Annotated in this window: 22 protein-coding genes and 1 tRNA gene; 14 read left to right on the plus strand and 9 right to left on the minus strand. The window is 70.8% G+C overall.

Annotated features, from left to right (window positions below):
• From ACWGJ5_RS33075 to ACWGJ5_RS33085, 3 genes are all read right to left on the minus strand, one after another.
• Window positions 1-408 (minus strand): ATP-binding cassette domain-containing protein (locus tag ACWGJ5_RS33075; RefSeq protein ID WP_453313308.1); only part of this gene is annotated, 408 nt, incomplete at its 3' end.
• Window positions 409-412: 4 nt separating this feature from the next.
• Complete coding sequence (locus tag ACWGJ5_RS33080) at window positions 413-1,489, minus strand: ABC transporter permease (protein WP_453313309.1); 1,077 nt, start codon at window positions 1,487-1,489, stop codon at window positions 413-415.
• Entirely contained in the window at window positions 1,489-2,508 is a 1,020-nt protein-coding gene (locus ACWGJ5_RS33085; RefSeq protein WP_453313310.1) for a sugar ABC transporter substrate-binding protein, read from the minus strand. Before ACWGJ5_RS33085 ends, ACWGJ5_RS33080 begins: the two co-directional genes overlap by 1 nt.
• A gap of 178 nt (window positions 2,509-2,686) precedes the next feature.
• Between ACWGJ5_RS33085 and ACWGJ5_RS33090 the strand changes: the two genes are divergently transcribed.
• From ACWGJ5_RS33090 to ACWGJ5_RS33110, 5 genes are all read left to right on the plus strand, one after another.
• Window positions 2,687-3,478 carry a GntR family transcriptional regulator gene (locus ACWGJ5_RS33090; protein ID WP_453313311.1) on the plus strand — a complete coding sequence of 264 codons (792 nt, stop codon included), beginning with the start codon at window positions 2,687-2,689 and terminating at the stop codon, window positions 3,476-3,478.
• A 308-nt stretch (window positions 3,479-3,786) separates the two neighbouring features.
• Window positions 3,787-5,100, plus strand: a complete 1,314-nt coding sequence (locus tag ACWGJ5_RS33095; protein WP_453313312.1) for an ABC transporter substrate-binding protein — start codon at window positions 3,787-3,789, stop codon at window positions 5,098-5,100.
• An 8-nt stretch (window positions 5,101-5,108) separates the two neighbouring features.
• Complete coding sequence (locus ACWGJ5_RS33100) at window positions 5,109-6,089, plus strand: carbohydrate ABC transporter permease (protein WP_453313313.1); 981 nt, start codon at window positions 5,109-5,111, stop codon at window positions 6,087-6,089.
• Entirely contained in the window at window positions 6,086-6,973 is an 888-nt protein-coding gene (locus ACWGJ5_RS33105; RefSeq protein ID WP_453313314.1) for a carbohydrate ABC transporter permease, read from the plus strand. The genes ACWGJ5_RS33100 and ACWGJ5_RS33105 overlap by 4 nt, the downstream gene beginning before the upstream one ends.
• A gap of 35 nt (window positions 6,974-7,008) precedes the next feature.
• On the plus strand, window positions 7,009-9,033 hold the full coding sequence (locus ACWGJ5_RS33110) for a beta-galactosidase (protein WP_453313315.1): 2,025 nt from the start codon (window positions 7,009-7,011) through the stop codon (window positions 9,031-9,033).
• On the opposite strand, the gene ACWGJ5_RS33115 is transcribed toward ACWGJ5_RS33110, so the two are convergent.
• On the minus strand, window positions 9,025-9,966 hold the full coding sequence (locus ACWGJ5_RS33115; protein ID WP_453313316.1) for an aminoglycoside phosphotransferase family protein: 942 nt from the start codon (window positions 9,964-9,966) through the stop codon (window positions 9,025-9,027). The genes ACWGJ5_RS33110 and ACWGJ5_RS33115 overlap by 9 nt on opposite strands.
• A 123-nt stretch (window positions 9,967-10,089) precedes the next feature.
• Window positions 10,090-10,163 (minus strand) — tRNA-Pro (locus tag ACWGJ5_RS33120).
• A gap of 105 nt (window positions 10,164-10,268) precedes the next feature.
• Between ACWGJ5_RS33120 and ACWGJ5_RS33125 the strand changes: the two genes are divergently transcribed.
• From ACWGJ5_RS33125 to ACWGJ5_RS33135, 3 genes are all read left to right on the plus strand, one after another.
• On the plus strand, window positions 10,269-10,781 hold the full coding sequence (locus tag ACWGJ5_RS33125) for a DUF309 domain-containing protein (protein WP_453313317.1): 513 nt from the start codon (window positions 10,269-10,271) through the stop codon (window positions 10,779-10,781).
• 44 nt (window positions 10,782-10,825) lie between these two features.
• Window positions 10,826-11,599 (plus strand): precorrin-6A synthase (deacetylating), encoded by a 774-nt coding sequence (gene cobF, locus ACWGJ5_RS33130; protein WP_453313318.1) that lies wholly within the window; start codon window positions 10,826-10,828, stop codon window positions 11,597-11,599.
• An 85-nt stretch (window positions 11,600-11,684) separates the two neighbouring features.
• On the plus strand, window positions 11,685-12,179 hold the full coding sequence (locus ACWGJ5_RS33135) for a hypothetical protein (RefSeq protein WP_453313319.1): 495 nt from the start codon (window positions 11,685-11,687) through the stop codon (window positions 12,177-12,179).
• Here the strand turns inward: ACWGJ5_RS33135 and ACWGJ5_RS33140 are convergent.
• Window positions 12,166-12,912 (minus strand): cobalt-precorrin-6A reductase, encoded by a 747-nt coding sequence (locus tag ACWGJ5_RS33140; RefSeq protein ID WP_453313320.1) that lies wholly within the window; start codon window positions 12,910-12,912, stop codon window positions 12,166-12,168. The genes ACWGJ5_RS33135 and ACWGJ5_RS33140 overlap by 14 nt on opposite strands.
• Before the next feature lie 71 nt (window positions 12,913-12,983).
• Between ACWGJ5_RS33140 and ACWGJ5_RS33145 the strand changes: the two genes are divergently transcribed.
• On the plus strand, window positions 12,984-13,763 hold the full coding sequence (locus tag ACWGJ5_RS33145; protein WP_453313321.1) for a TIGR01458 family HAD-type hydrolase: 780 nt from the start codon (window positions 12,984-12,986) through the stop codon (window positions 13,761-13,763).
• Here ACWGJ5_RS33145 and ACWGJ5_RS33150 read toward each other — a convergent pair.
• The 3 genes from ACWGJ5_RS33150 to ACWGJ5_RS33160 all read right to left on the minus strand — a co-directional run bounded on the left by ACWGJ5_RS33150 (window position 13,752) and on the right by ACWGJ5_RS33160 (window position 17,396).
• A complete protein-coding gene (locus ACWGJ5_RS33150; RefSeq protein ID WP_453313322.1) occupies window positions 13,752-14,525 on the minus strand; it encodes a sulfite exporter TauE/SafE family protein in 774 nt (257 codons plus the stop codon). The two genes, ACWGJ5_RS33145 and ACWGJ5_RS33150, sit on opposite strands and share 12 nt — an antisense overlap.
• Before the next feature lie 107 nt (window positions 14,526-14,632).
• Entirely contained in the window at window positions 14,633-16,147 is a 1,515-nt protein-coding gene (locus tag ACWGJ5_RS33155; RefSeq protein ID WP_453313323.1) for a long-chain-fatty-acid--CoA ligase, read from the minus strand.
• Window positions 16,148-16,208: 61 nt separating this feature from the next.
• Entirely contained in the window at window positions 16,209-17,396 is a 1,188-nt protein-coding gene (locus ACWGJ5_RS33160) for a thiolase family protein (RefSeq protein ID WP_453313324.1), read from the minus strand.
• 155 nt (window positions 17,397-17,551) lie between these two features.
• Here ACWGJ5_RS33160 and ACWGJ5_RS33165 point away from each other — a divergent pair, with 155 nt between their 5' ends.
• From ACWGJ5_RS33165 to ACWGJ5_RS33185, 5 genes are all read left to right on the plus strand, one after another.
• Entirely contained in the window at window positions 17,552-18,361 is an 810-nt protein-coding gene (locus tag ACWGJ5_RS33165) for an alpha/beta hydrolase (RefSeq protein WP_453313325.1), read from the plus strand.
• A gap of 85 nt (window positions 18,362-18,446) precedes the next feature.
• Window positions 18,447-18,938 carry a Dps family protein gene (locus tag ACWGJ5_RS33170; RefSeq protein WP_453313326.1) on the plus strand — a complete coding sequence of 164 codons (492 nt, stop codon included), beginning with the start codon at window positions 18,447-18,449 and terminating at the stop codon, window positions 18,936-18,938.
• A 29-nt stretch (window positions 18,939-18,967) separates the two neighbouring features.
• A complete protein-coding gene (locus ACWGJ5_RS33175) occupies window positions 18,968-19,312 on the plus strand; it encodes a DUF3140 domain-containing protein (RefSeq protein WP_453313327.1) in 345 nt (114 codons plus the stop codon).
• Window positions 19,313-19,314: 2 nt separating this feature from the next.
• Window positions 19,315-19,962: an endonuclease gene (locus tag ACWGJ5_RS33180; protein WP_453313328.1), complete on the plus strand. Its 648-nt coding sequence runs from the start codon at window positions 19,315-19,317 to the stop codon at window positions 19,960-19,962.
• A 48-nt stretch (window positions 19,963-20,010) separates the two neighbouring features.
• Window positions 20,011-20,811, plus strand: a complete 801-nt coding sequence (locus ACWGJ5_RS33185) for an SAM-dependent methyltransferase (protein WP_453313329.1) — start codon at window positions 20,011-20,013, stop codon at window positions 20,809-20,811.
• Window positions 20,812-20,834: the final 23 nt, after the last annotated feature.

Below are 20,834 nucleotides of genomic sequence, written 5' to 3' on the forward strand. Positions count from 1 at the left end.
GATGTCCAGCCGCCGGAGCGGCCACGGTCCCTTGGTCATCTCCGAGCCGAGGAAGAAGTTGCGCCACACCGGCATCAGCGGCACGGTGGCCAGGTCCTGGTAGACGGTCGCGATGCCGCGGTCCAGGGCCTCGCGCGGGCTGGAGAACCGCACCGGGACACCGTCGACGAGGAACTCGCCCTCGGTGTGCTGATGCAACCCGGAGACGATCTTGATGAGGGTGGACTTGCCCGCGCCGTTGTCCCCGAGGACGCAGGTGACCTCGCCGGCGTGGACCTTGAGGTCGACGCCGTGCAGGGCGCGGATGTTGCCGTAGGACTTGCCGGCCTGGCGCAGTTCGACCAGCAGGCCGTCGTCGGCGGGCGGTGCGTCCTGGACAACGGTGCCCTGTGTCTTGTCGTCGGTCATCGCATTACCTCCGGGTCGCCGTGCGCTGGACCCACAGATTGATCAGGACGGCGCCGAGCAGCATCACGCCCAGGAAGGCCTTGAACCAGTCGGGGTTCCAGCCGGCGTAGACGATGCCCTGGTTGACCATGCCGAACATGAACGCCCCGAAGACGGGGCCGATCGCGGAGCCGGCGCCGCCGGTGAGCAGACAGCCGCCGATGACGGCCGCCGCGATGTAGATCAGCTCCTGGCCGACGCCCTCGCCGGACTGCACGGTGTTGAAGGAGAACAGGTTGTGCATGCCGATGAACCAGGCGCCGAACCCGACCAGCATGAACAGCGAGATCTTGGTGAAGGTCACCGGGACACCGACGGCGCGGGCGCTCTCCTTGTCGCCGCCGACCGCGAAGATCCAGTTGCCGTACTTCGTGCGCAGCAGCACCCAGGTGGCCAGGGCCGCGAAGACCAGCCACCACACCACGGTGATCTTCACCTGGACCCCGCCCACGTCGAACGAGGACGCGAAGACCTTCCTGGCCTGCTCGAAGCCGTCCATGTCGCTGATGTCGTCGGTGGCGACGTTGCCGGTGACCAGCTTGGTCACGGCCAGGTTCACGCCCTGCAGGATCAGGAAGGTGCCCAGGGTGATCAGGAAGCTGGGCAGGCCGGTCCTGACCACCATCCAGCCGTTGAAGAACCCGATCGCCAGCGACACGACCAGCGCGACGATCACGCCGGTCCACACGTTCATGGTCAGTTGGTAGCTGAGCATGCTCGCGGTGAGCGCCGAGGTGATCACCGCGACGCCGGCGGAGAGGTCGAACTCGCCGCCGATCATCAGCAGGGCCACCGGCAGGGCCATGATCCCGATGGTCGAGGACTGGTAGAGGATCGTCGCCATCGAGCTGCCCTGGCGGACCGAGGGCGCGACGATCAGGAAGAAGACCAGGACGGCGGCGGCGCCGAGGAAGACCCCCACCTCGGGCCGGGCCAGCAGCCGCAGCGCCAGCGGGCGGCGCGCGGTGCGGCCGTCGGTCTGCTCGGGGCCGGCCGCCGGCGGCCTGCCGAGGGCCGGTCCAGCCTGCTGGGCCATGCTCATCACCGGGTCCCCTTCGCGGCGAACTCGGCGACCTTGTCGACGTTGGACTTGTCGACGAAGGCCGGGCCGGTCAGCACCGGCTGGACCCCGCCGCCGCTGTAGTTGCCGTTGTACTTGTAGAGCCACAGCGCGTCGACGGCCAGGTAGCCCTGCAGATAGGGCTGCTGGTCGACGGCGAACTCGATCGAGCCGTTCTGGACGGCCTTCACCAGGTCTTTGTTCAGGTCGAAGGTGGCCACCTTGGCCTTGCTGCCGGCGTCGCCCAGCGACTGCACCGCCGTGAGCGCGAACGGGGCACCGAGAGTGACGACGGTGTCGATGGAGCTGTCCTGCTTCAGCTTGGCCGTGATGGTCGACCGCACGGACGGCATGTCGGTGCCGTTCACATACAGCGTCTCAGTGGTGCCCCTGAACGTCTTCTTCACCCCGTCGCAGCGCTGGGTGAGGCCCACGTTGCCCTGTTCCTGGATCACGCAGACGATCTTCTTGGCACCGGTCGTGTTCAGCTTGTCGCCGAACGCCTCGCCCGCCACGCTCTCGTCCTGCCCGAAGAACTCCAGCAGGCCGAGCTTCTTCCAGTCGCTCAGGCCCGAGTTCAGGCCCACCACCGGTATGCCGGACTGCTCCGCCTTGCCGATGACACTCTTCATCGCGTCCGGTTTGGCGAGGGTGACCGCGATGCCGTCGACCTTCTGGTCGATCGCGTTCTGCACCAGGTTGGCCTGGTTGCCGGCGTTGGGGTCGGCGGAGTAGACGAGCTTGATGTTGTCCTTGGCGGCGGCGGCCTCGGCGCCCTTGCGGACGGTGTCCCAGAAGGTGTCGCCGGGCGCCTGGTGCGTGACCAGCGCGACGGTCATGCGCGGGGTGTTGGCCCTGCCCGCCGAGGCGTTCTGTGCCGCCTCCTCGGCCTTCTTGCCGCCGTGGCTGCTGGCGCAGCCGGCGAGGGTCAGGGCCGCAGCGGCGGCGACCGCCACTACCGGGGCCAGTCTCCGGGAGCGGGAGGGAGAAGAGCGGTCCATCTTTCCTGCACCTCACTGTGCGTGTGACGGGGAAGGGACGCTGTTGCGTTGGGACGGGATCCAAGTCCTTGGGGGCGCCTGCTGTCAATACTTTGTTAAGACATCATTTCAGAAGCAGGTCCGAATGTAAGTACAAACCATTGACACCCGCACCGTCCGGGACCTACACCTGAGAGGCATGAGCCCAGTACACCGCACCCCGCAGCGAACGGCACCGGGTGATCGTGCGCTCGACTCGCTCGGCTTCACCCTGGACCGCACGAGCCCGGTGCCGCTGTACTACCAGCTCGCCCGGCAGCTGGAAGCGGCCATCGAACACGGCACGCTGGCCCCCGGCAACCTCCTGGGCAACGAGGTCGACCTGTCCGTACGCCTCGGCCTGTCCCGGCCCACCGTGCGCCAGGCCATCCAGTCCCTGGTCGACAAGGGGCTGTTGGTGCGCCGCCGCGGGGTGGGCACGCAGGTCGTGCACAGCAAGGTCAGACGTCCGCTGGAGCTCAGCAGCCTCTACGACGACCTGGAGTCGGCCGGCCAGGAGCCGACCACCCTGGTGCTGCGCAACGAACACATTCCGGCGAGCGCCGAGGTGGCCGCCGCGCTCGGGATCGCGGAGGGCGCGGAGGTCACCGTGCTGGAGCGGCTGCGCCGCACCCACGGCCGGCCGGTGGCGTTCCTGTGCAACCACCTGCCGGCCTCGCTCCTCGAACTCCCCACGCGGCGGCTGGAGTCGACGGGGCTGTACCGCATGATGCGGTCCGCCGGGATCGTCCTGCACAGCGCCCGCCAGTCCATCGGCGCCCGCAGCGCGACGGCCGAGGAGGGCGCCCTGCTTCAGGAGCAGGAGGGCGCGGCCCTGCTCACCATGCGGCGCACCGCGTACGACGTCACGGGCCGGCCGGTCGAGTACGGCAGCCATGTGTACCGGGCGTCGCACTACGCCTTCGAGTTCCAGTTGCTGGTCCGTACCTGAACCGTGCGCCGGGGACCCGAACCGCTGGTCAGGACCCGAAACGGAATCACCCGTGTTCACACAGCCCCCTCGGTCGCCCGCGCCGTGGGGGCTCTCGGCTCTTCACCCGGGTGAACACGCAGGTAACGGTGACGATTACGTTTCGGGCAAGAGACAGCCCAGGAGAGGCCGCCCTATTGACTCATGAGCGGACATGGGGCTGTTATTACGCCACGATGTTCGGTCGAGTTGGTTTCTGATCGGTTTCGACGACCTTTCGGTGATCGACTCATCCCCTTGACCGAGCCCTGTATTCCTCAGGAGCCGCCATGCGCCTCTCCCCCTCCGGTCTCTCCGTCCCGGGTCCCAGCCGTCGTTCGGTCCTGCGCGGAGCAGGCAGTGCCGCCCTGCTCGCCGGGGCCGGCATACCCCTGCTGTCCGCTTGCGGAGGCAGCGGTTCCTCCTCGGACCCGAAGACCGTCACCCTCGGCTCCAACGCCTCGGACGCCGTGCCGAAGCAGGCCTTCGCGAGCGTGTACGCCGAGTTCAAGAAGCAGTCCGGCCTCACGGTCGATGTGAACACCAAGGACCACAACACTTTCCAGGAGCAGATCAACTCGTATCTGCAGGGCACGCCGGACGACGTGTTCAACTGGTTCGCCGGCTACCGCATGCAGTTCTTCGCGGCGAAGGGCCTGGCCTCGCCGATCGACGACGTGTGGGCGAAGATCGGGGACAACTTCCCGGACGCGATGAAGAAGCTCAGCAAGGGCGAGGACGGCAAGTACTACTTCGTGCCGCTGACGACGTACCCCTGGGCGGTCTTCTACCGCAAGAGCGTCTTCCAGCAGCACGGCTACAAGGTCCCCACCACCTGGGACGACTTCGTCGCCCTGTGCAAGCAGATGCAGAAGGACGGCCTGGTCCCGCTGGCCTTCGGCGACAAGGACGCCTGGCCGGCGATGGGCACCTTCGACCAGATCAACTTCCGCCTCAACGGCTACGACTTCCACGTCCAGCTGATGGCGGGCAAGGCCGCCTGGACCGACTCCAAGGTGAAGGCCGTCTTCGACCACTGGGCCGAGATCCTCCCCTACCACCAGGACGGCTTCATGGGCCGTACCTGGCAGGACGCCGCGCAGTCCCTGGTGTCCAAGAAGGCCGGCATGTACCTCCTCGGCTCCTTCGTGGCCCAGCAGTTCACCAACAAGGCCGACCTGGACGACCTCGACTTCTTCCCCTTCCCGGTGATCAACTCCGCCTACGGCCAGGACACCGTGGAGGCGCCCACCGACGGCTTCATGGTGAGCAAGTCCCCGAAGAACCACGACGGTGTGGTGAAACTGCTGGAGTACCTGGGCAGCCCGGCGGCCGAGGAGCTGTACCTGAAGACCGACCCGAGCGTGGTGGCCGCCTCCAGCAAGGCGAGCACCTCCGCCTACTCGCCGCTGCAGAAGAAGGCGTTCGACATGATCGGCGGCGCCAAGAGCCTCACCCAGTTCATGGACCGCGACTCCCGCCCCGACTTCACCTCCACGGTGATGCAGCCCGGCCTGCAGAAGTTCCTGCAGAACCCCAAGGGCGTGGACAGCCTGTTGTCGTCCATCGAGCGCCAGAAGAAGACGATCTTCGCGTCCCAGTGAGCGGCCCGATGACGACCGATACGAACACGAAGACCCCGGAGGCGGCCGCCGTGCCGCCTCCGGGCGCCTCGCCCGCGCGCACGCGGGCCACGCACGGCCATCGCCGTCTGCTGACGCGCCGTGACCGGTTCACGCTCGCCCTGATGGCGGGCGTGCCGACGATCCTGCACGTGCTCCTGGTGTGGGTCACGGCCGTCGCCTCGATCTTCCTCGCCTTCACCACCTGGGACGGCATCGGGTTCGACTCGATCAAGTGGGTGGGCCTGGACAACTTCAAGCAACTCTTCAACGACAACCCGCAGTTCTGGCCCGCCGTCCAGCACAACATCATCTGGTTCGTCGTACTGATCCTGATCCCGACGCCGTTCGGCCTGTTCCTGGCCGTGCAGCTGGACAAGCGGATCCGCTTCAGCCGGGTCTACCAGACCGCGTTCTTCCTGCCGGTCGTCATCTCGATGGCCTGCATCGGCTTCGTCTGGCAGCTGGTCTACAACCCGGACACCGGCCTGATCAACAGCATCATCGGCGCCAACAAGCCGGGCCACTACATCGACTGGATCGGCGACCCGCACCTCAACCTGTGGGCGGTCCTCATCGCCGCGTCGTGGCGGCACACCGGCTACATGATGATCCTGTACCTGGCCGGTCTGAAGAGCGTCGACCCGTCGCTCAGGGAAGCCTCCGCGCTGGACGGCGCGAACGAGTGGCAGACGTTCAAGAGCGTGATCTTCCCGACCCTGCGCCCGACCAACACGGTCGTGCTGGTCGTCACGATCATCGAGGCGCTGCGCGCCTTCGACCTGGTCTTCGTCTTCAACAAGGGCGCTCAGGGCACCGAGTTGCTGTCGATCCTGGTCACCAACAACATCATCGGCGAGTCCAGCCGCATCGGTTACGGCTCCGCCATCGCCGTCGTCCTGCTGGTGATCTCCCTCGCGGTGATCATTCCGTATCTGATCGCCACCTTCCGGAAGGAGCGGCGCGCATGAGCAGCACCACTCTGCCGCTGAAGCGGCGCGCCCCCATCCGGCCGGCCCGTGTCCTGCTGCACGTCTTCCTCGCGGGTACGGCGCTGGCGTGGCTGGCGCCGCTGCTGTGGGCGGTCTTCTCGGCCATGCGGCCGTACAGCGAGACCAGCGCCAAGGGATACGTCTCCTGGCCGGACAAGCTGACGTTCGAGAACTTCACGAACGCGTATCAGCAGTCGGACATGCTGCACTACTTCGGCAACACGCTGGTCATCGCGATCCCGGCCGTGCTGCTGACACTGTTCCTGTCCTCCTGCGTGGCGTTCTACGTCGCCCGCTTCGACTTCCGGCTGAACCTCGCCCTCCTGCTGGTCTTCACGGCCGGCAACCTGCTGCCGCAGCAGGTCATCATCACCCCGCTGTACCGGCTGTACCTGCTGACGAACCTGCCGGGCATCACGCAGAGCGGCAAGCTGTACGACTCCGCGCTCGGCCTGGTCCTCATCCATGTGGCGTTCCAGTCCGGGTTCTGCGCGTTCGTGCTGAGCAACTACATGCGCTCGCTGCCGCACGAACTGACGGAGGCCGCGCTGGTCGACGGGGCCTCGGTGTGGCGGCTGTACTGGCAGATCACGCTGCCGTTGTGCAAGCCGGCGATGGCGGCCCTGGCGACCCTGCTGTCGATCTGGATCTACAACGACTTCTTCTGGGCGCTGGTACTGATCTCGACAGGCCAGAACATGCCGATCACCTCGGCCCTGAACAACCTCTCCGGACAGTACTTCACCGACCCCAACCTGGTGGCCGCCGGCTCCCTGCTGACCGCGATCCCGACCCTGATCGTCTACTTCGCGCTCCAGCGCCAGTTCGTCAGCGGTCTGACCCTGGGCTCCAACAAGGGCTGATCCGTTTGCACGTGAAAGGGAACGAAGAAAACACAGTGAAGCGCACCCTGTCCGTCCCCGGCCTCGCCTACGGCGGCGACTACAACCCCGAGCAGTGGCCCGAGGAGGTGTGGGCCGAGGACATGCGCCTGATGCGCGAGGCCGGGGTGAACCTGGTCAGCGTCGGCATCTTCTCCTGGGCGCTGCTGGAGCCCGCCGAGCGCGAGTACGACTTCTCGCACCTGGACAAGGTCCTCGGCCTGCTGCACGACAACGGCATCGCCGCCGACCTGGCCACGCCCACGGCGGCGCCTCCGGCGTGGTTCTTCCGCGCCCACCCGGAGGCGCTGCCTGCCGACCGCGACGGCCGCACCCTCTCCTACGGCAGCCGGCAGACCTTCTGCCCGTCCTCCCCCGCCTACCGCGAGGCCGCGCTGCGCATCGCGGGCGCGCTCGCCGAACGGTACGCGGACCACCCGGCCGTGCGCATGTGGCACGTGCACAACGAGTACGGCTGCCACAACGCGGCCTGCTACTGCGACACCAGCGCGGCCGCGTTCCGCCGCTGGCTCCGGGACCGCTACGGCGACGACCTGACGGCGCTCAACGAGGCCTGGGGCACGCGGTTCTGGAGCCAGTGGTACGGCGACTGGGAGGAGATCCTGCCGCCGCGCGCCACCGGAGCCGTACCCAACCCGACGCACCAGCTGGACTGGCGCCGGTTCTGCTCCGACGAGCTGCTGTCGCTGTGCACGGCGGAACGGGACGTGCTGCGGGCGGCGGCGCCGTCGATCCCGGCCACCACCAACTTCATGGTGATGTCCAACTTCGACGCGCTCGACTACTGGCGCTGGGCGCCGCAGCTGGACATCGTCTCCAACGACCACTACCTGATGTCCACGGACCCCGAGTCCGAGATCGACATCGCGCTGAGCGGCGACCTCACCCGCTCCCTGGCGGGCGGTCCGTGGCTGCTGATGGAGCACTCCACCGGCGCGGTGAACTGGCAGCCCGTCAACCGGGCGAAGAAGCCCGGAGAGTTGCGCCGTAACGCGCTGGCGCACGTGGCGCGCGGCGCGGACGGCATCGCCTACTTCCAGTGGCGGCAGTCGAAGGCGGGTGCGGAGCAGTGGCACTCGGCGATGGTGCCGCACGCCGGCACCGACAGCCGGATCTGGCGGGACGTGGTGCAACTGGGCTCGGACCTGAGGGCGTTGGCGGAGGTGCGCGGCAGCACCTCGCCCGCCGAGGTGGCGATCGTCTGGGACTGGGACGCCCGCTGGGCCCTGGAACTGCCCTCGCAGCCGAGCGGGGAGCTGCGCTGCGCGGACCTGGTCCGGGCCTGGTACGAGCCGCTGTGGCGGTCCGGCGTGCCCGTGGACTTCGTACGGCCGCGGGCGGACCTGTCCGCCTACCGCCTGGTCCTGGCCCCCAGCCTGTACCTGCTCGACGACGAAGGTACGGCGAACCTCTCGGCGTTCGCCGAGCGCGGCGGCACCCTCGCCGTGGGCTTCCACAGCGGGGCCGTGGACGAGAACTGCCATGTGCGGCTGGGTGGTTACCCGGGCGCGTTCCGCGAGGTGCTCGGCGTCCGCTCGGACGAACCGTTCCCACTGCTGTCCGGTGAGCAGGTCGCTCTCTCCGGTGCTGTGCCGGACGGGGCGGCGGGCACGCTGTGGTCGGAGCGGCTGCGGCTGGAGGGCGCCGAGGCGGTCGCGTCGTACGCCGACGGCCCCCTGACCGGCGTCCCCGCGGTGACCCGCCGCCCCCACGGCACGGGCACCGCCTGGTACCTGGCCACGCTCCCGGACCCGGCCACCCTGGCCGCGCTGCTGGACCGTGTCCGGGGCGAGGCGGGCGTGGAGCCGGTGCGCACGGCCCCGCCGGGCGTCGAGGTGGTGCGCCGCCGCGGCCCGGAAGCGGACTACCTGTTCGTCATCGACCATGCCGGACAGGGCGCGGAGGTGCCGACCGCACCGGGCGCGACGGAACTCCTCACCGGCAAGGAGCTGCACGAGTCCGTGACGGTCCCGCCGGGCGAGGTCGCCGTCGTACGGGAAGCGCGGTGGCCTTCACCGTGACTCCGCTTCCGTGAGCAGGTCCGCCAGGTGGTCGGCGAGGGCGATGAGCTGATCCCGCCGCACCCCCTGGCGGGCCCTGCGGAATCCATGCCGGCGGCCGTGGAACGCGGCCTGGACGGCATGCAGTTGGGCCCAGCGCCGGACCCGCTCACGATCGAGTCCGGCGGCCTCGGCGAAGACGTCGAGAGCGCGCCGCACGGCCTTCGGCAGATCGCCGGCCGTGGCCCGGTCCGCCGCGTATGCCTTCAGGAGCGTGCCCCCGTCGTACGCCGGGTCGCCCGCGTATCCCTTGGGGTCGACGGCGAGCCACGGCTCGCGGTCGGCGCGCAGGATGTTGCGGGCGTGCAGGTCACCGTGGACGAGGGTGTCCGGCTGGCCCCGGCCCAGCTCGCGTACGGTCGCCACGGCGGCGTCCACCACGCGGCGCGGCAGCCGGTGCGGCAGCGACACCTCGTCCGTGCGCAGCTGCTCCTCCCAGGCCCCGGCCCGCTCCCGCAGCCGGGGCAGACCGGGCGGGGCTGGCACCGCGAGGCGGCGGTTGATCCGCCCGGCGACCGCGAGGAGTTCGTCACCGTCCGCCGGCTGTGCCAGGGTCGTGGCGTGGGCGCGCTCCAGCAGCAGCGCGAACCGTTCGTCGTCCCGCGCGTGCAGCAGGACGGCTCCCCGGCCGCGCCAGACCGCGAAGGCGTCCGGCTCGTGCACGTTGCCGGGGTGCGGGAACGACACCTTCAGCACGGCGGCGTCCGCGCTCGCCACCCGGCGCACCGGGACGATCAGGCCGACGCCCCCGTGCCGGACGTCGCCGTCGGGCAGGCACCCCCAGCGCCGCAGCAGGTCGTCCACGATCCCGGGCAGCGCGGAGAGCCAGGCCCTGCCGGGCTCTCCTTCGCGTTCGACGGTGCCGCGCACGAACGCCTGCGGCGGTTCGATCATCAGCGGCTGCTTCCTGGCCGGCGCGGTGATCGCCCCGACCACCGGGCGATCCGGTGCCCGAACATGACCAAGGGGTGGTGCCGGACTGCTCCGACACCACCCCTGACCCACGACTCTCGCAAGTCGGGACGACAGGATTTGAACCTGCGACCCCTTGACCCCCAGTCAAGTGCGCTACCAAGCTGCGCCACGTCCCGTTGCGCTCACTCGCGGTGTCCCGCGTGATCGCGCGAACAGCACTTTACCCCACCTTCGGGGGTGGGCCGAAGAGGGCCGGGGGCGAGCCGGGGACAATCGGTCGTATGACGAACGCGGGCGCATCGGATGCCAGGGACCGGGACCCGGAGGGGCGGGCGCGCAGTGCGCGGCCCCGGGACGGGCTCGGCCGGCCGTTGCCCTACGGCACGGAGGGCGTCCCCCGGCAGCCGGAGGGTGTCGTACGGCGGCCGCAGGAGACGGTCGCCGAGGCGCAGGCGCTGCTGGACGCCGGCAAGCCGTTCCACGCGCACGAGGTGTTCGAGGACGCCTGGAAGTCGGGGCCCGAGGAGGAGCGCTCGCTGTGGCGGGGGCTCGCCCAGCTGGCGGTGGGCCTCACCCACGCGGCGCGCGGGAACGCCGTCGGCGGGGCCCGGCTGCTGCGGCGGGGCGCGGCTGCGCTCGCGGAATGGGAGACCGAGCAGGGCGAGGACCGTCCGTACGGGATCGATCTCGCCGGGCTCACCCGGTGGGCGCGGGAGCTGGCGGGGCGGGTGGAGAGCGGGGCCCGGGACCGGCCGGTGGACGCCGGGGAGGAGGCACCCCGGCTCCTTTCCTGACAGGCCCGTCGCCCACTGTCAGTGGCATGCGGCAGACTCGGGGCGTGCGAAAGATTCATGTCATCGGTATCGGCGCGGGCGACCCCGACCAGCTGACCCTGCAGGCGGTCAAGGCGCTGCGGAGCACGGACGTGTTCTTCCTGCTCGACAAGGGCGAGGTGAAGAGCGATCTCACCCAGCTCCGCCGGGACATGCTGGACGCGCATCTGCCCGAGGGGTCGTACCGGTTGGTGGAGGCCCGTGACCCGGAGCGGGACCGGAAGGCGGGCGGGTCGGCGTACTCGCCGGCGGTGGAGGACTGGCGCAGCGCCCGCGCGGGGATCTACGAGCGGCTGATCGCCGAGGAACTGGGCGAGGACGGCACCGGCGCCTTCCTGGTGTGGGGCGATCCGGCGTTGTACGACAGCACGCTCGGGATTCTGCAGGAGGTGCTGGAGCGCGGCGCGGTCGCGTTCGAGTACGCCGTGATACCCGGCATCAGCAGTGTCTCCGCCCTGGTCGCCCGGCACCGCACGGGCCTGAACCGGGTGGCCCGGCCGGTGCAGATCACCACCGGGCGGCGGCTGGCCGAGGGGTTCCCCGAGGGCGTGGACGACGTCGTCGTGATGCTGGACGCGCACCAGGCCTTCCGGAAGTACGCCGAGGAGGACATCGACATCTACTGGGGCGCGTACCTGGGCACTCCGGACGAGCTCCTGGCTTCCGGACCGATCGCCGAGGCCGGTCCGCGCATCGAGCGGATGCGGGCCGAGGCACGTGAGCGCAAGGGCTGGATCATGGACACGTATCTGCTGCGCAGAAACCCCGGCGACCAGTAGCTGCGCCGGACCCCGGCCGGGGAAACGGTGCCATGAGTTCGAAAACCGGGTGAGCCGGACGCCGGGCGCCGGTCATACTCGGGCCATGTCCGGCTCTCCCGTCCGTTTCCGCGATCCGCGCGGTACGGAGTACGACTTCCTGGACTCGATCCTGGTCCGCTGCCCGCGCTGCGACCGTGTCGCCCGCGTCCAGCGGCAGCCGCACCCCGGAGAGCGACTGCTCTTCGCGCCCCGGCGACTGGTCTGCCGGTCGTGCGGTCTGTCCCGGACCTGGGCAGGCCGGGGCGTCGGCTTGTGGGCGGGGTCGAGGGGACCCGCCGAGGATCCCTACTTCGGCGCCCGCCTGTGGCTCCAGCGGGAGACCCGGCACGGCTGGCTGTGGGCCTACGACCTGCGGCACCTCGATCTGATCCGGCGTCATACCGGCGCCGCGCTGCGCGAGCGCGCCGACTGGTACGACACCGGGCAGAAGATGACCCTGGTGGCCCGGCTGCCTGCCTGGGTCAAGTCCGCCAAGAACCGGGACGAGGTGCTGCGCGCCGTCGACCGGATCCGGGCATCGGTCCTCACGCCGGGCTGAGCCCGAGCCACTCCAGTACGCCCGCCACATCGGAGACCGCCGCCACGCCCTGCGGGAGCGGGGGGCGCCGCACGACGACCACGGGCAGGCCGAGTTCCCGCGCCGCCGTCAGTTTCGCGGCCGTGGCCTGCCCGCCGCTGTCCTTGGTCACCAGCACCTCGATGCGGTGGGCGCTCAGCAGCTCCGTCTCGTCGGCGACGGTGAACGGGCCGCGGGCGAGGACCAGTTCGGTGTCCGGCGGCATCGGCGGCTCGGGCGGATCGACCGACCGTACGACGAAGCGCAGGTCCGTCAGGTGGGCGAATGCGGCGAGGCCCAGGCGTCCGGTGCTCAGGAAGACCCGGCGGCCGAGGCCGGGCAGCACTTCGGCGGCCCCAGCCAGGGACGGGACGTCGTACCAGCGGTCGCCCGGGCCCGGCCGCCAACCGGGGCGGCGCAGGACTACCCAGGGAACTTCCGTGGCCGCCGCCGCGTGCGCCGCGTTGGCCGTGATCGCCTCGGCGAAGGGGTGGGTGGCGTCGACCAGGGCGTCCACGTGCTGCGCGCGCAGCCAGTCGGCCAGGCCCTCCGCACCGCCGAAGCCGCCGATCCGTACCTCGCCCGCCACCGCTCCCGGCCGCGCGACCCGGCCGGCCAGCGACGTGGTCACCCGGACGCCGGTCCGGGCGGCGAGGTCGGCGGCGAGGCGACGGGCCTCGGTGGTGCCGCCGAGGATCAGGACGTGCGCGGGCATAGGGGTGAGCGTACGAGGTGGTACGGGACGGTCCGCCGGGCGGGTCGCTACGGTCTTCTGTCATGGAGGTCATGGATCCCGTGCGTGCCGTGCTGATCGATATCGACGGTGTTCTCACCGTCTCCTGGAAACCGCTGCCGGGCGCGGTGGAGGCCCTGCGCGCGATCCGGGCGGCGGGGCTCGGCGTGGTGCTGGTGACCAACACGACGTCCCGTACCCGGGCGTCGATCGCCGAGACGCTGAGCGGCGCCGGTTTCGACGTGCGCGCCGAGGACGTCCTCACCGCGCCCGCCGTCACCGCCGCCCACCTCGCCGAACACTTCCCGGGCGCCCGCTGCGCGCTGCTCAACAGCGGGGACGTCGCGGAGGATCTCGGCGATGTCACCCTGGTGGACGACGATCCCGAGGTGGTCGTGTTCGGCGGTGCCGGGCCGGAGTTGGACTACGCCTCGCTCAACCGTGCGTTCGGGTTTCTCCAGCGAGGTGCACGGCTGGTCGCCATGCACCGGAACCTGTACTGGCGGACCGACGCCGGCCTGCAACTGGACTCCGGTGCGTTTCTGCTCGGGCTGGAGAAGGCCGCGCACACGGAGGCGGAGGTCACGGGCAAGCCGTCCCGGGCGTTCATCGAGGCGGCGCTGGCCCGGCTGGGGGTGGACGCCGAACAGGCGCTGATGGTGGGCGACGACGTGGAGTCGGACGTGCTCGCGGCGCAACGGGCGGGGCTCACCGGGGTGCTGGTGCGGACGGGGAAGTTCCAGCAGGAGACGCTGGAAGGCGCGAGCGGCACACCGGACCACGTGCTGGACTCTTTCGCGGACCTTCCGGCGCTGCTGGGGCTAGCGCAGTAGCAGTTGCACTCCGCCCACGATCGTCGCCGCGATCACGAGTTGCTCGAAGAGTCGCTGGTTGATCCTGTTCACAGCCCACTTGCCGAACAACGCACCGGGCACGACGAACACCGCGAGCGCCGCGTCAAGGAGCAGCGAGCGCCCGTCGATCAGGCCGAGGCCCGCGCTGAACGGCACCTTGGACACGTTCACGATGAGGAAGAAGAAGGCGGAGGTACCGAGGAAGCCCAGCTTCCGGAAGCCGGCGGACAGCAGGTACATCGACATCACCGGGCCGCCCGCGTTGGCGACCATCGTGGTGAACCCGCCGAGCACGCCGTAGGAGCGGGCTTTGGCGCGGCCCGCGCGCGAGGTGACCTGCTCCGGTGCGTCCCCGGCGTCCGCCGTGCGCCGCCGCCACACCGTCACCCCCGCCATCAGCAGCAGGATCGCACCGATCGAGGTCCGTACGATCCCGTCGTCGGCCCACATCAGGAACACCGTGCCGACCACCACGCCGGCCGCGACGGCCGGGAACAGCCGCCACAGGGTGGGCCAGTGGGCGTGCCGCCGGTAGGTGAGGACGGCGAGCACGTCACCGGCGATCAGGACGGGCAGCAGGACCCCGGTGGAGGCGCGGGCGGGCAGGACCGCTGCGAAGATCGCGAGGCTGACCGTGTTGGCCCCGCTCACCGCGGTCTTGGAGAAGCCGACCAGCAGGGCCGCGAAGGCGAGCGCCGCGAACCCCCAGCCGGATATGTGCCAGAGCGTCATCGTGTTCATGCGGGGACCGATGCTATGTCCGGACAAGCCTCCGGCGTAAGGACCGTCTCGCCAGTTGACCCCCGCCGCGCCCCCGCCGCACCCCTCGCCGCGGCCTCTTGCGCCCGCTATGACCGTTCCGCGTACTGTGCCCGGAGTTCCCGCTTCAGCACCTTCATGCTGGGCCCGAGCGGCATCGCGTCCGTGAACTCCACGCGCCGCGGGTACTTGTGCCGGCCGAGGTGCTCTTTCGACCACTCGGTGATCCCGGCGGCGTCGGGCGCGGTGCCCGGTGCCGGTACGACCACGGCGCAGACCTCCTCGCCGTGCAGTTCGTCGGGCAGGCCGATGACCGCGACCTGGGCGATGCCGGGGTGCCGCATCAGCACCTCCTCGACCTCCCTCGGGTACACGTTGTAGCCGCCGCGGATGATGACGTCCTTCTTGCGGTCGACGATCCGCAGGAAGCCCTGCTCGTCCTTGGTGCCGAGGTCGCCGGTGCGGAACCAGCCGTCGACCAGGGCCTCGGCGGTGGCCTCGGGCCGGCCGAGGTAGCCGGAGAAGACGTTGTGGCCGCGGATGACGACCTCGCCGAGCTCGCCGGGCGGCAGCAGCTCGACGCGGCCCTCCACCTCGGCGCGGGCGATCTCGACGTCGATGCCCCACAGCGGGTGGCCGATGGTGCCGGCCCGGGTGCCGAACACGGGCTGGTTGACGGTGGCCGTCGGCGAGGTCTCCGACAGCCCGTACCCCTCGTAGATCTTCGCCCCGAACGCCTCCTCGAACCGCTCCAGTACGGCGCCCGGGAGCGAGGCCCCGCCGGAGACGCACACGCGCAGGGCGGGCAGCGCGCCGGCGTCCGAGGCGGCCGCGGCGAGGGCTACGAACATGGTCGGCACGCCGTGGAAGGTGTTGACCCCCTCCTTGACCATCAGTTCGATGGCGCGGGCCGCGTCGAAGCGGGGCAGCAGCACGAGCGTGGCGCCCGCCCGCCAGGTGGAGTTGAGCGACACCGTCTGCCCGAAGGCGTGGAACAGCGGCAGCGCGCCGAGGGCGATGTCGTCGACGCGGATGTCGTTGGCGTCGAAGGCGTTGACAGTCGCGTTCATCACGAGGTTGAAGTGGCTGAGCACGGCGCCCTTCGGCACGCCGGTCGTCCCGCTCGTGTAGAAGATCACCGCCGGGTCGTCGACGGCGCGGGTGACGTACGACGGCAGCGGCTCGGCTTCGGCGGCGAGCTTGTCGAACTCCTCACCCAGGACGACCACTTGGACGCCGGTGGCCTCGGCGGCGGACCGGCCGGTCGCCGCCTGGGCCGCATGCACGAGCAGCAGCGTCGCCCCGCTGTCCCTGAGCACGTGCTCGACCTCGCCGGCCGACAACAGCAGGTGGACGGGGACGACGACTCCGCCCGCCGCGGCGACCGCGTAGTAGGCGACCGGGAACTCGGCGGTGTTGGGGGCCATCAGCGCCACCCGGTCACCCGGTCGTACGCCGAGCGCGGTGAGCGCGCCCGCCCGGGCCAGGGCATTGCCCCACACCTCGGCGAAGGACAGCCTCAGGTCCCCCTCGACCAGCGCGGTCTTGTCGGGGCGACGCCGGGCGTTCTCGGCGAGGATGGCGGCGACGGACAGGGTTGCCATGGAGTGCTGCTCCGTTTCCCAGCTGCGGCTCGACTGACCAGATCCCCCCGTCGGAAAAGCGCTAGTGCCGCTCGACCAGCACCGCGCTCCCCTGCCCCACGCCCACGCACATGGTCGCGAGACCCCGTTCGGCGCCCGTGCGCCGCATCCGGTGCAGGAGCGTCGTCAGGATGCGGGCGCCCGAGCAGCCCAGGGGATGTCCGAGGGCGATGGCGCCGCCGGTGGGGTTGACCAGGCCGGGGTCGATGCCCAGCTGGTCGACGCAGGCGAGGGCCTGCGCGGCGAACGCCTCGTTGAACTCGGCCTCCTGGAGGTCCGCGATGTCCCAGCCGGCCCGGGCGAGCGCCTTGCGGGTGGCGGGGACCGGGCCGATGCCCATGACGTCGGGGTGGACCCCGGCGGAGGCGCCGGCGACGTACCGGCCGAGGGACTCCAGGCCCAGTTCGTTGAGGGCCTCCTCGCTGACCAGGAGCAGCCCGGCGGCGCCGTCGTTCATCGGCGAGGCGTTGCCCGCGGTGACCGTGCCGTCCTGCCGGAAGACCGGCTTCAACCTCGACAGCTTCTCCAGCGAGGTGTCCTCGCGGACGCACTCGTCCTGCTCGACCACGATGCCGTCCGGCCGCTCCACGGGCAGGAGTTCGTCGTCGAAGTGCCCGTTCTTGCGTGCGGCGGTGGCGAGTTGGTGGCTGCGCAGGGCGAACTCGTCCTGCCGCGCACGGGAGATGCCGTACCGCTCGGCGACCTCCTCGGCGGTCTCCCCCATGGACAGCAGGCCGTGCAGTTCCTTCATCGCCGGGTTGACCAGGCGCCAGCCGAGCCGGGTGTCGTGGGTCTCGATGCGGTGCGGCAGGACCTCGTCCGGGCGGGGCAGCACGAAGGGGGCGCGGCTCATGGACTCCGAGCCGCCCGCGATCACGATGTCGGCCTCTCCGGCGGCGACGGTCCGGGCGGCGGTGGTGACCGCTTCGAGGCCGGAGGCGCACAGCCGGTTGACGGTGGCGCCGGGCACGGACTCGGGCAGCCCGGCGAGCAGGGCGGCCATGCGGGCGACGTTGCGGTTGTCCTCGCCGGCCTGGTTGGCCGCGCCCCAGTAGACGTCGTCGATCCGGGCCGGGTCGAGGGCGGGTACGTCGGCCACCAGGCGGCGGATGACGGCCGCCGCCAGGTCGTCGGGGCGCACGGAGGACAGGGCTCCACGCAGCTTGCCGATGGGGGTGCGGCGGGCGGCCGCGAAGTGGACGGGACGCACGGCTTCGACTCCTGACCTACGACCGATCGACGGCACTGTCGGTCGGCGGACCACACGGGGACACTTAATTAGCACTGCTAGTTTTGGACTATAGACCGCCGACCGGCTCCCTGGGAAGATCCCCCCGGACCTTCACCGCGTCACCCGGAGGAGACATGCCCCACGTCCGCGAGCACACCCTGGACGGCACCCACGGCCCGGTCGCCGTACGCGAGTGGCCGCACCCGGCACCGCGATACCTGGCCCTGGTGGTGCACGGATACGGCGAGCACGCGGGCCGGTACGACGAGCTGGCCGCCGTACTGACCGGGCACGGGGCGGCCGTGTACGGGCCCGATCACGTCGGCCACGGCAGGTCGGCCGGGGAGCGGGTGCTGATCGAGGACTTCGAGGACGTGGTCAGCGATGTGCACGCGGTGGCGGACCTCGCGCGGGCCGCGCACCCCGGCCTGCCGACGGTCCTGGTCGGCCACTCCATGGGCGGACTGATCTCCGCCCGCTACGCCCAGCGGTACGGCGCCGAGCTGAGCGCGCTGGTCCTGTCCGGGCCGGTGATCGGCGCCTGGGAGCTGCCCGGGCGGCTGCTGGCCCTGCCGGAGATCCCGGACACCCCGGTGAGCCCGGCCGCGCTCTCCCGGGACCCTGCCGTCGGCGCCGCCTACGCGGCCGATCCGCTGGTGTGGCACGGGCCGATGAAGCGGCCGACGGTGGAGGCTTTCGCACGCACTCTGGACACCGTCGACCGGGGCGGTGACATCGGCCCGCTGCCGCTGCTGTGGCTGCACGGGGACGACGACCGCCTGGTGCCACTGCCCGGCAGCCGGACCGGCGTGGAACGGCTGGCCGGCTCACGGCTGACCGAGCGGATCTTCGCCGGAGCGCGGCACGAGGTGTTCCAGGAGACGGACAGAAAGGAGGTCTTCGCCGAGGTGATCCGCTTCCTGGACCGGTCTCTGCCCCGCTGACCAGGCCTGTTTGCTCCCCCGGGCGCTGGGCACCCGCCCTTTCGGACACGACCATACGCAAGCGACGAAAGGGGACGGACGCACCATGACGGTGATGAGGAGCACGCTGCCCGAGGAGGCGCTCGGCCTCACCGGGACCGCCCTGCAGGACACCCTGGTGGACCTGCTCGGTCTGTCGCTGATCGGGAAGCAGGCGCACTGGAACATCGTGGGCCCGCGGTTCCGGTCGATCCACCTCCAGCTCGACGAGGTGGTGGCGACGGCCCGCGCCCACTCCGACACGGTCGCCGAGCGCGCCGCCGCACTGGGCGTGCCCCCGGACGGCCGGCCCGAGACCGTCGCCGCGACCTTCGCGCGGCCCGGCACCAAGGACGGCTGGCTGCGCGACACCGAGGTCGTGGAGCTGATGGTGTCGGCGCTCGAAGCGGTCGTGGGCCGGCTCCGCGAACGGATCGCGGCCACGGCGAAGCCCGACCCCGTCACGCAGGACCTGCTGATCTCCGTCACCGCCGACCTGGAGAAGCAGCGCTGGATGTTCCAGGCCGAGAGCCACCCGCGCGAGACCGCCCCCAGCTAGCACGACACCCCGCACGGAAGGGGAGAGCCATGGTCGACTCCCTCGAACTCGAAGCGCTGTGGGAGGACTTCCACCGCGTGGTGAACATGACCTCGGCGGAGCTCGCGGCCTGGCTGCGGGTCCGGGACGCCGGCGAGGAGACCGAGCCGCTGCCCGAGAAGGCGGGCACGGACACCGGACAGCATGTCCTCGCCATCCTCCAGAAGCGCCGAACCGATCTCACCGACGACGACGTCCGCGTGATGCACCAGGTCGTCGACACGGTCGGAGACCTGGTGGACATGGAGGACGAGCCGGAGCCGGAGACGGCGCCGGAGGACACCCGCCGCCGGCACCGGCTGATGACACTGGGCCACGACCCGCTCAAGCCGTAGCCATGAACCGCGACGAGAAGGTCCTGCGCGAGCTGCTGTCCGCCCACGGGCAGACCTACGCCGACGAGGCGGGCATCGAGCTGAAGGACACCCCTCAGCCGCTGTACCGGCTGCTCGTGTTGTCCCTGCTGCTCAGCGCCCGGATCCGCGCCTCGGTCGCGGTGGCGGCCGCGCAGGCCCTGCACGAGGACCACCTCGACAGTCCGCGCCGCATGGCCGGCGCGGACTGGCAGCAGCGGGTGGACGCGCTCGGCCGCGGCGGCTACCGGCGCTACGACGAGCGCACCGCCACACAACTCGGCGACGGCGCCCAGCTGTTGCTGGACCGCTGGTCCGGCGACCTGCGCCGGCTGCACGAGGAGGCGCACGGCGACACCGGGGAGCTCAGGGAACTGCTCCAGGAGGAGCCGGGCATCGGCCCGGCCGGCGCCGACGTCTTCCTGCGCGAGGCCCAGCGCGTCTGGCACGAGATCGAGCCCTACCTGGACGACAAGGCACTCTCCGGGGCGCAGCGGCTCGGCCTGCCGAAGGACCCGGACAAGCTGACGGAGCTCTCCGGGAACACCGAACCGGCCGTACTGGCGGCCGCGTTGGTGCGGGCCGCGCTCGACAAGGAGGTGGCCGAAGACTGTCTGCGCCGCGCCGGATGATCGTGTCAGACTGCTGCTCGCATCCCGGCGGGAGTGAAGGAGCAGCACGTGACGGGGACCGAGCCGGCCGCGCAGCACATCGACACCACACGGCCGCATCCGGCCAGGGTGTACGACTGGTTCCTCGGCGGCAAGGACAACTACCCCGTCGACGAGCGGCTCGGCCGGCAGATCGCGGCCGTGGACGGGGGCGGCGCTCCGCGGGCCGCCCGCGCCAACCGGGCGTTCATGCACCGGACCACTCGCGCGCTCGCCGAGACCGGCATCCGCCAGTTCCTGGACATCGGCACCGGCATACCGACCGAGCCGAACCTGCACCAGATCGCCCAGTCGGTGGCGCCGGACGCGCGGGTGGTCTACGTCGACAACGACCCGATCGTGCTGGCCCACGCGGGTGCGCTGCTGCGCGGCACCCCCGAGGGTGTGACGGAGTATGCGCAGGCCGACGCCCGCGATCCGCGCGCCGTTCTCGAACAGGCCGCCCACGTCCTGGACTTCGGTCGTCCGGTGGCCCTGTCCCTGATCGCGCTGCTGCACTTCGTCGCCGACGAGGACGGCGCGCACGAGGTGGTGTCGACGCTGGTCGAGGCGCTGGCACCGGGCAGTTGTCTGGTGCTGTCGATGATGACGGCCGACTTCGAGCCGGAGAACGTCCAGAAGGGCATCGCCGCGTACGCCGCGGGCGGGGTGACCCTGGTCGCCCGGTCGCGGGACGAGGTGGCCGCGTTCTTCAAGGGACTCGACCTGCTGGAGCCGGGCGTCGTACCGGTCGACGCCTGGCGCAGCGAACGGGCCGCGGACGACGCGGGCCCGGTCTCGCTGTACGGCGCAGTCGGCATCCTCCGCTGACCGGCACCGCCCGGGGCGCGCAC

This window comes from Streptomyces sp. NPDC054783, assembly GCF_053611725.1.

Excerpts from the sequence above, each read along its gene's own strand:
- ACWGJ5_RS33080 (WP_453313309.1), bottom strand. The coding sequence starts at position 1,489 with ATGAGCATGGCCCAGCAGGCTGGACCGGCCCTCGGCAGGCCGCCGGCG.
- ACWGJ5_RS33085 (WP_453313310.1), bottom strand. The coding sequence starts at position 2,508 with ATGGACCGCTCTTCTCCCTCCCGCTCCCGGAGACTGGCCCCGGTAGTG.
- ACWGJ5_RS33090 (WP_453313311.1), top strand. The coding sequence starts at position 2,687 with ATGAGCCCAGTACACCGCACCCCGCAGCGAACGGCACCGGGTGATCGT.
- ACWGJ5_RS33095 (WP_453313312.1), top strand. The coding sequence starts at position 3,787 with ATGCGCCTCTCCCCCTCCGGTCTCTCCGTCCCGGGTCCCAGCCGTCGT.
- ACWGJ5_RS33100 (WP_453313313.1), top strand. The coding sequence starts at position 5,109 with ATGACGACCGATACGAACACGAAGACCCCGGAGGCGGCCGCCGTGCCG.
- ACWGJ5_RS33105 (WP_453313314.1), top strand. The coding sequence starts at position 6,086 with ATGAGCAGCACCACTCTGCCGCTGAAGCGGCGCGCCCCCATCCGGCCG.
- ACWGJ5_RS33115 (WP_453313316.1), bottom strand. The coding sequence starts at position 9,966 with ATGATCGAACCGCCGCAGGCGTTCGTGCGCGGCACCGTCGAACGCGAA.
- ACWGJ5_RS33125 (WP_453313317.1), top strand. The coding sequence starts at position 10,269 with ATGACGAACGCGGGCGCATCGGATGCCAGGGACCGGGACCCGGAGGGG.
- ACWGJ5_RS33135 (WP_453313319.1), top strand. The coding sequence starts at position 11,685 with ATGTCCGGCTCTCCCGTCCGTTTCCGCGATCCGCGCGGTACGGAGTAC.
- ACWGJ5_RS33140 (WP_453313320.1), bottom strand. The coding sequence starts at position 12,912 with ATGCCCGCGCACGTCCTGATCCTCGGCGGCACCACCGAGGCCCGTCGC.
- ACWGJ5_RS33145 (WP_453313321.1), top strand. The coding sequence starts at position 12,984 with ATGGATCCCGTGCGTGCCGTGCTGATCGATATCGACGGTGTTCTCACC.
- ACWGJ5_RS33150 (WP_453313322.1), bottom strand. The coding sequence starts at position 14,525 with ATGAACACGATGACGCTCTGGCACATATCCGGCTGGGGGTTCGCGGCG.
- ACWGJ5_RS33155 (WP_453313323.1), bottom strand. The coding sequence starts at position 16,147 with ATGGCAACCCTGTCCGTCGCCGCCATCCTCGCCGAGAACGCCCGGCGT.
- ACWGJ5_RS33165 (WP_453313325.1), top strand. The coding sequence starts at position 17,552 with ATGCCCCACGTCCGCGAGCACACCCTGGACGGCACCCACGGCCCGGTC.
- ACWGJ5_RS33170 (WP_453313326.1), top strand. The coding sequence starts at position 18,447 with ATGACGGTGATGAGGAGCACGCTGCCCGAGGAGGCGCTCGGCCTCACC.
- ACWGJ5_RS33175 (WP_453313327.1), top strand. The coding sequence starts at position 18,968 with ATGGTCGACTCCCTCGAACTCGAAGCGCTGTGGGAGGACTTCCACCGC.
- ACWGJ5_RS33180 (WP_453313328.1), top strand. The coding sequence starts at position 19,315 with ATGAACCGCGACGAGAAGGTCCTGCGCGAGCTGCTGTCCGCCCACGGG.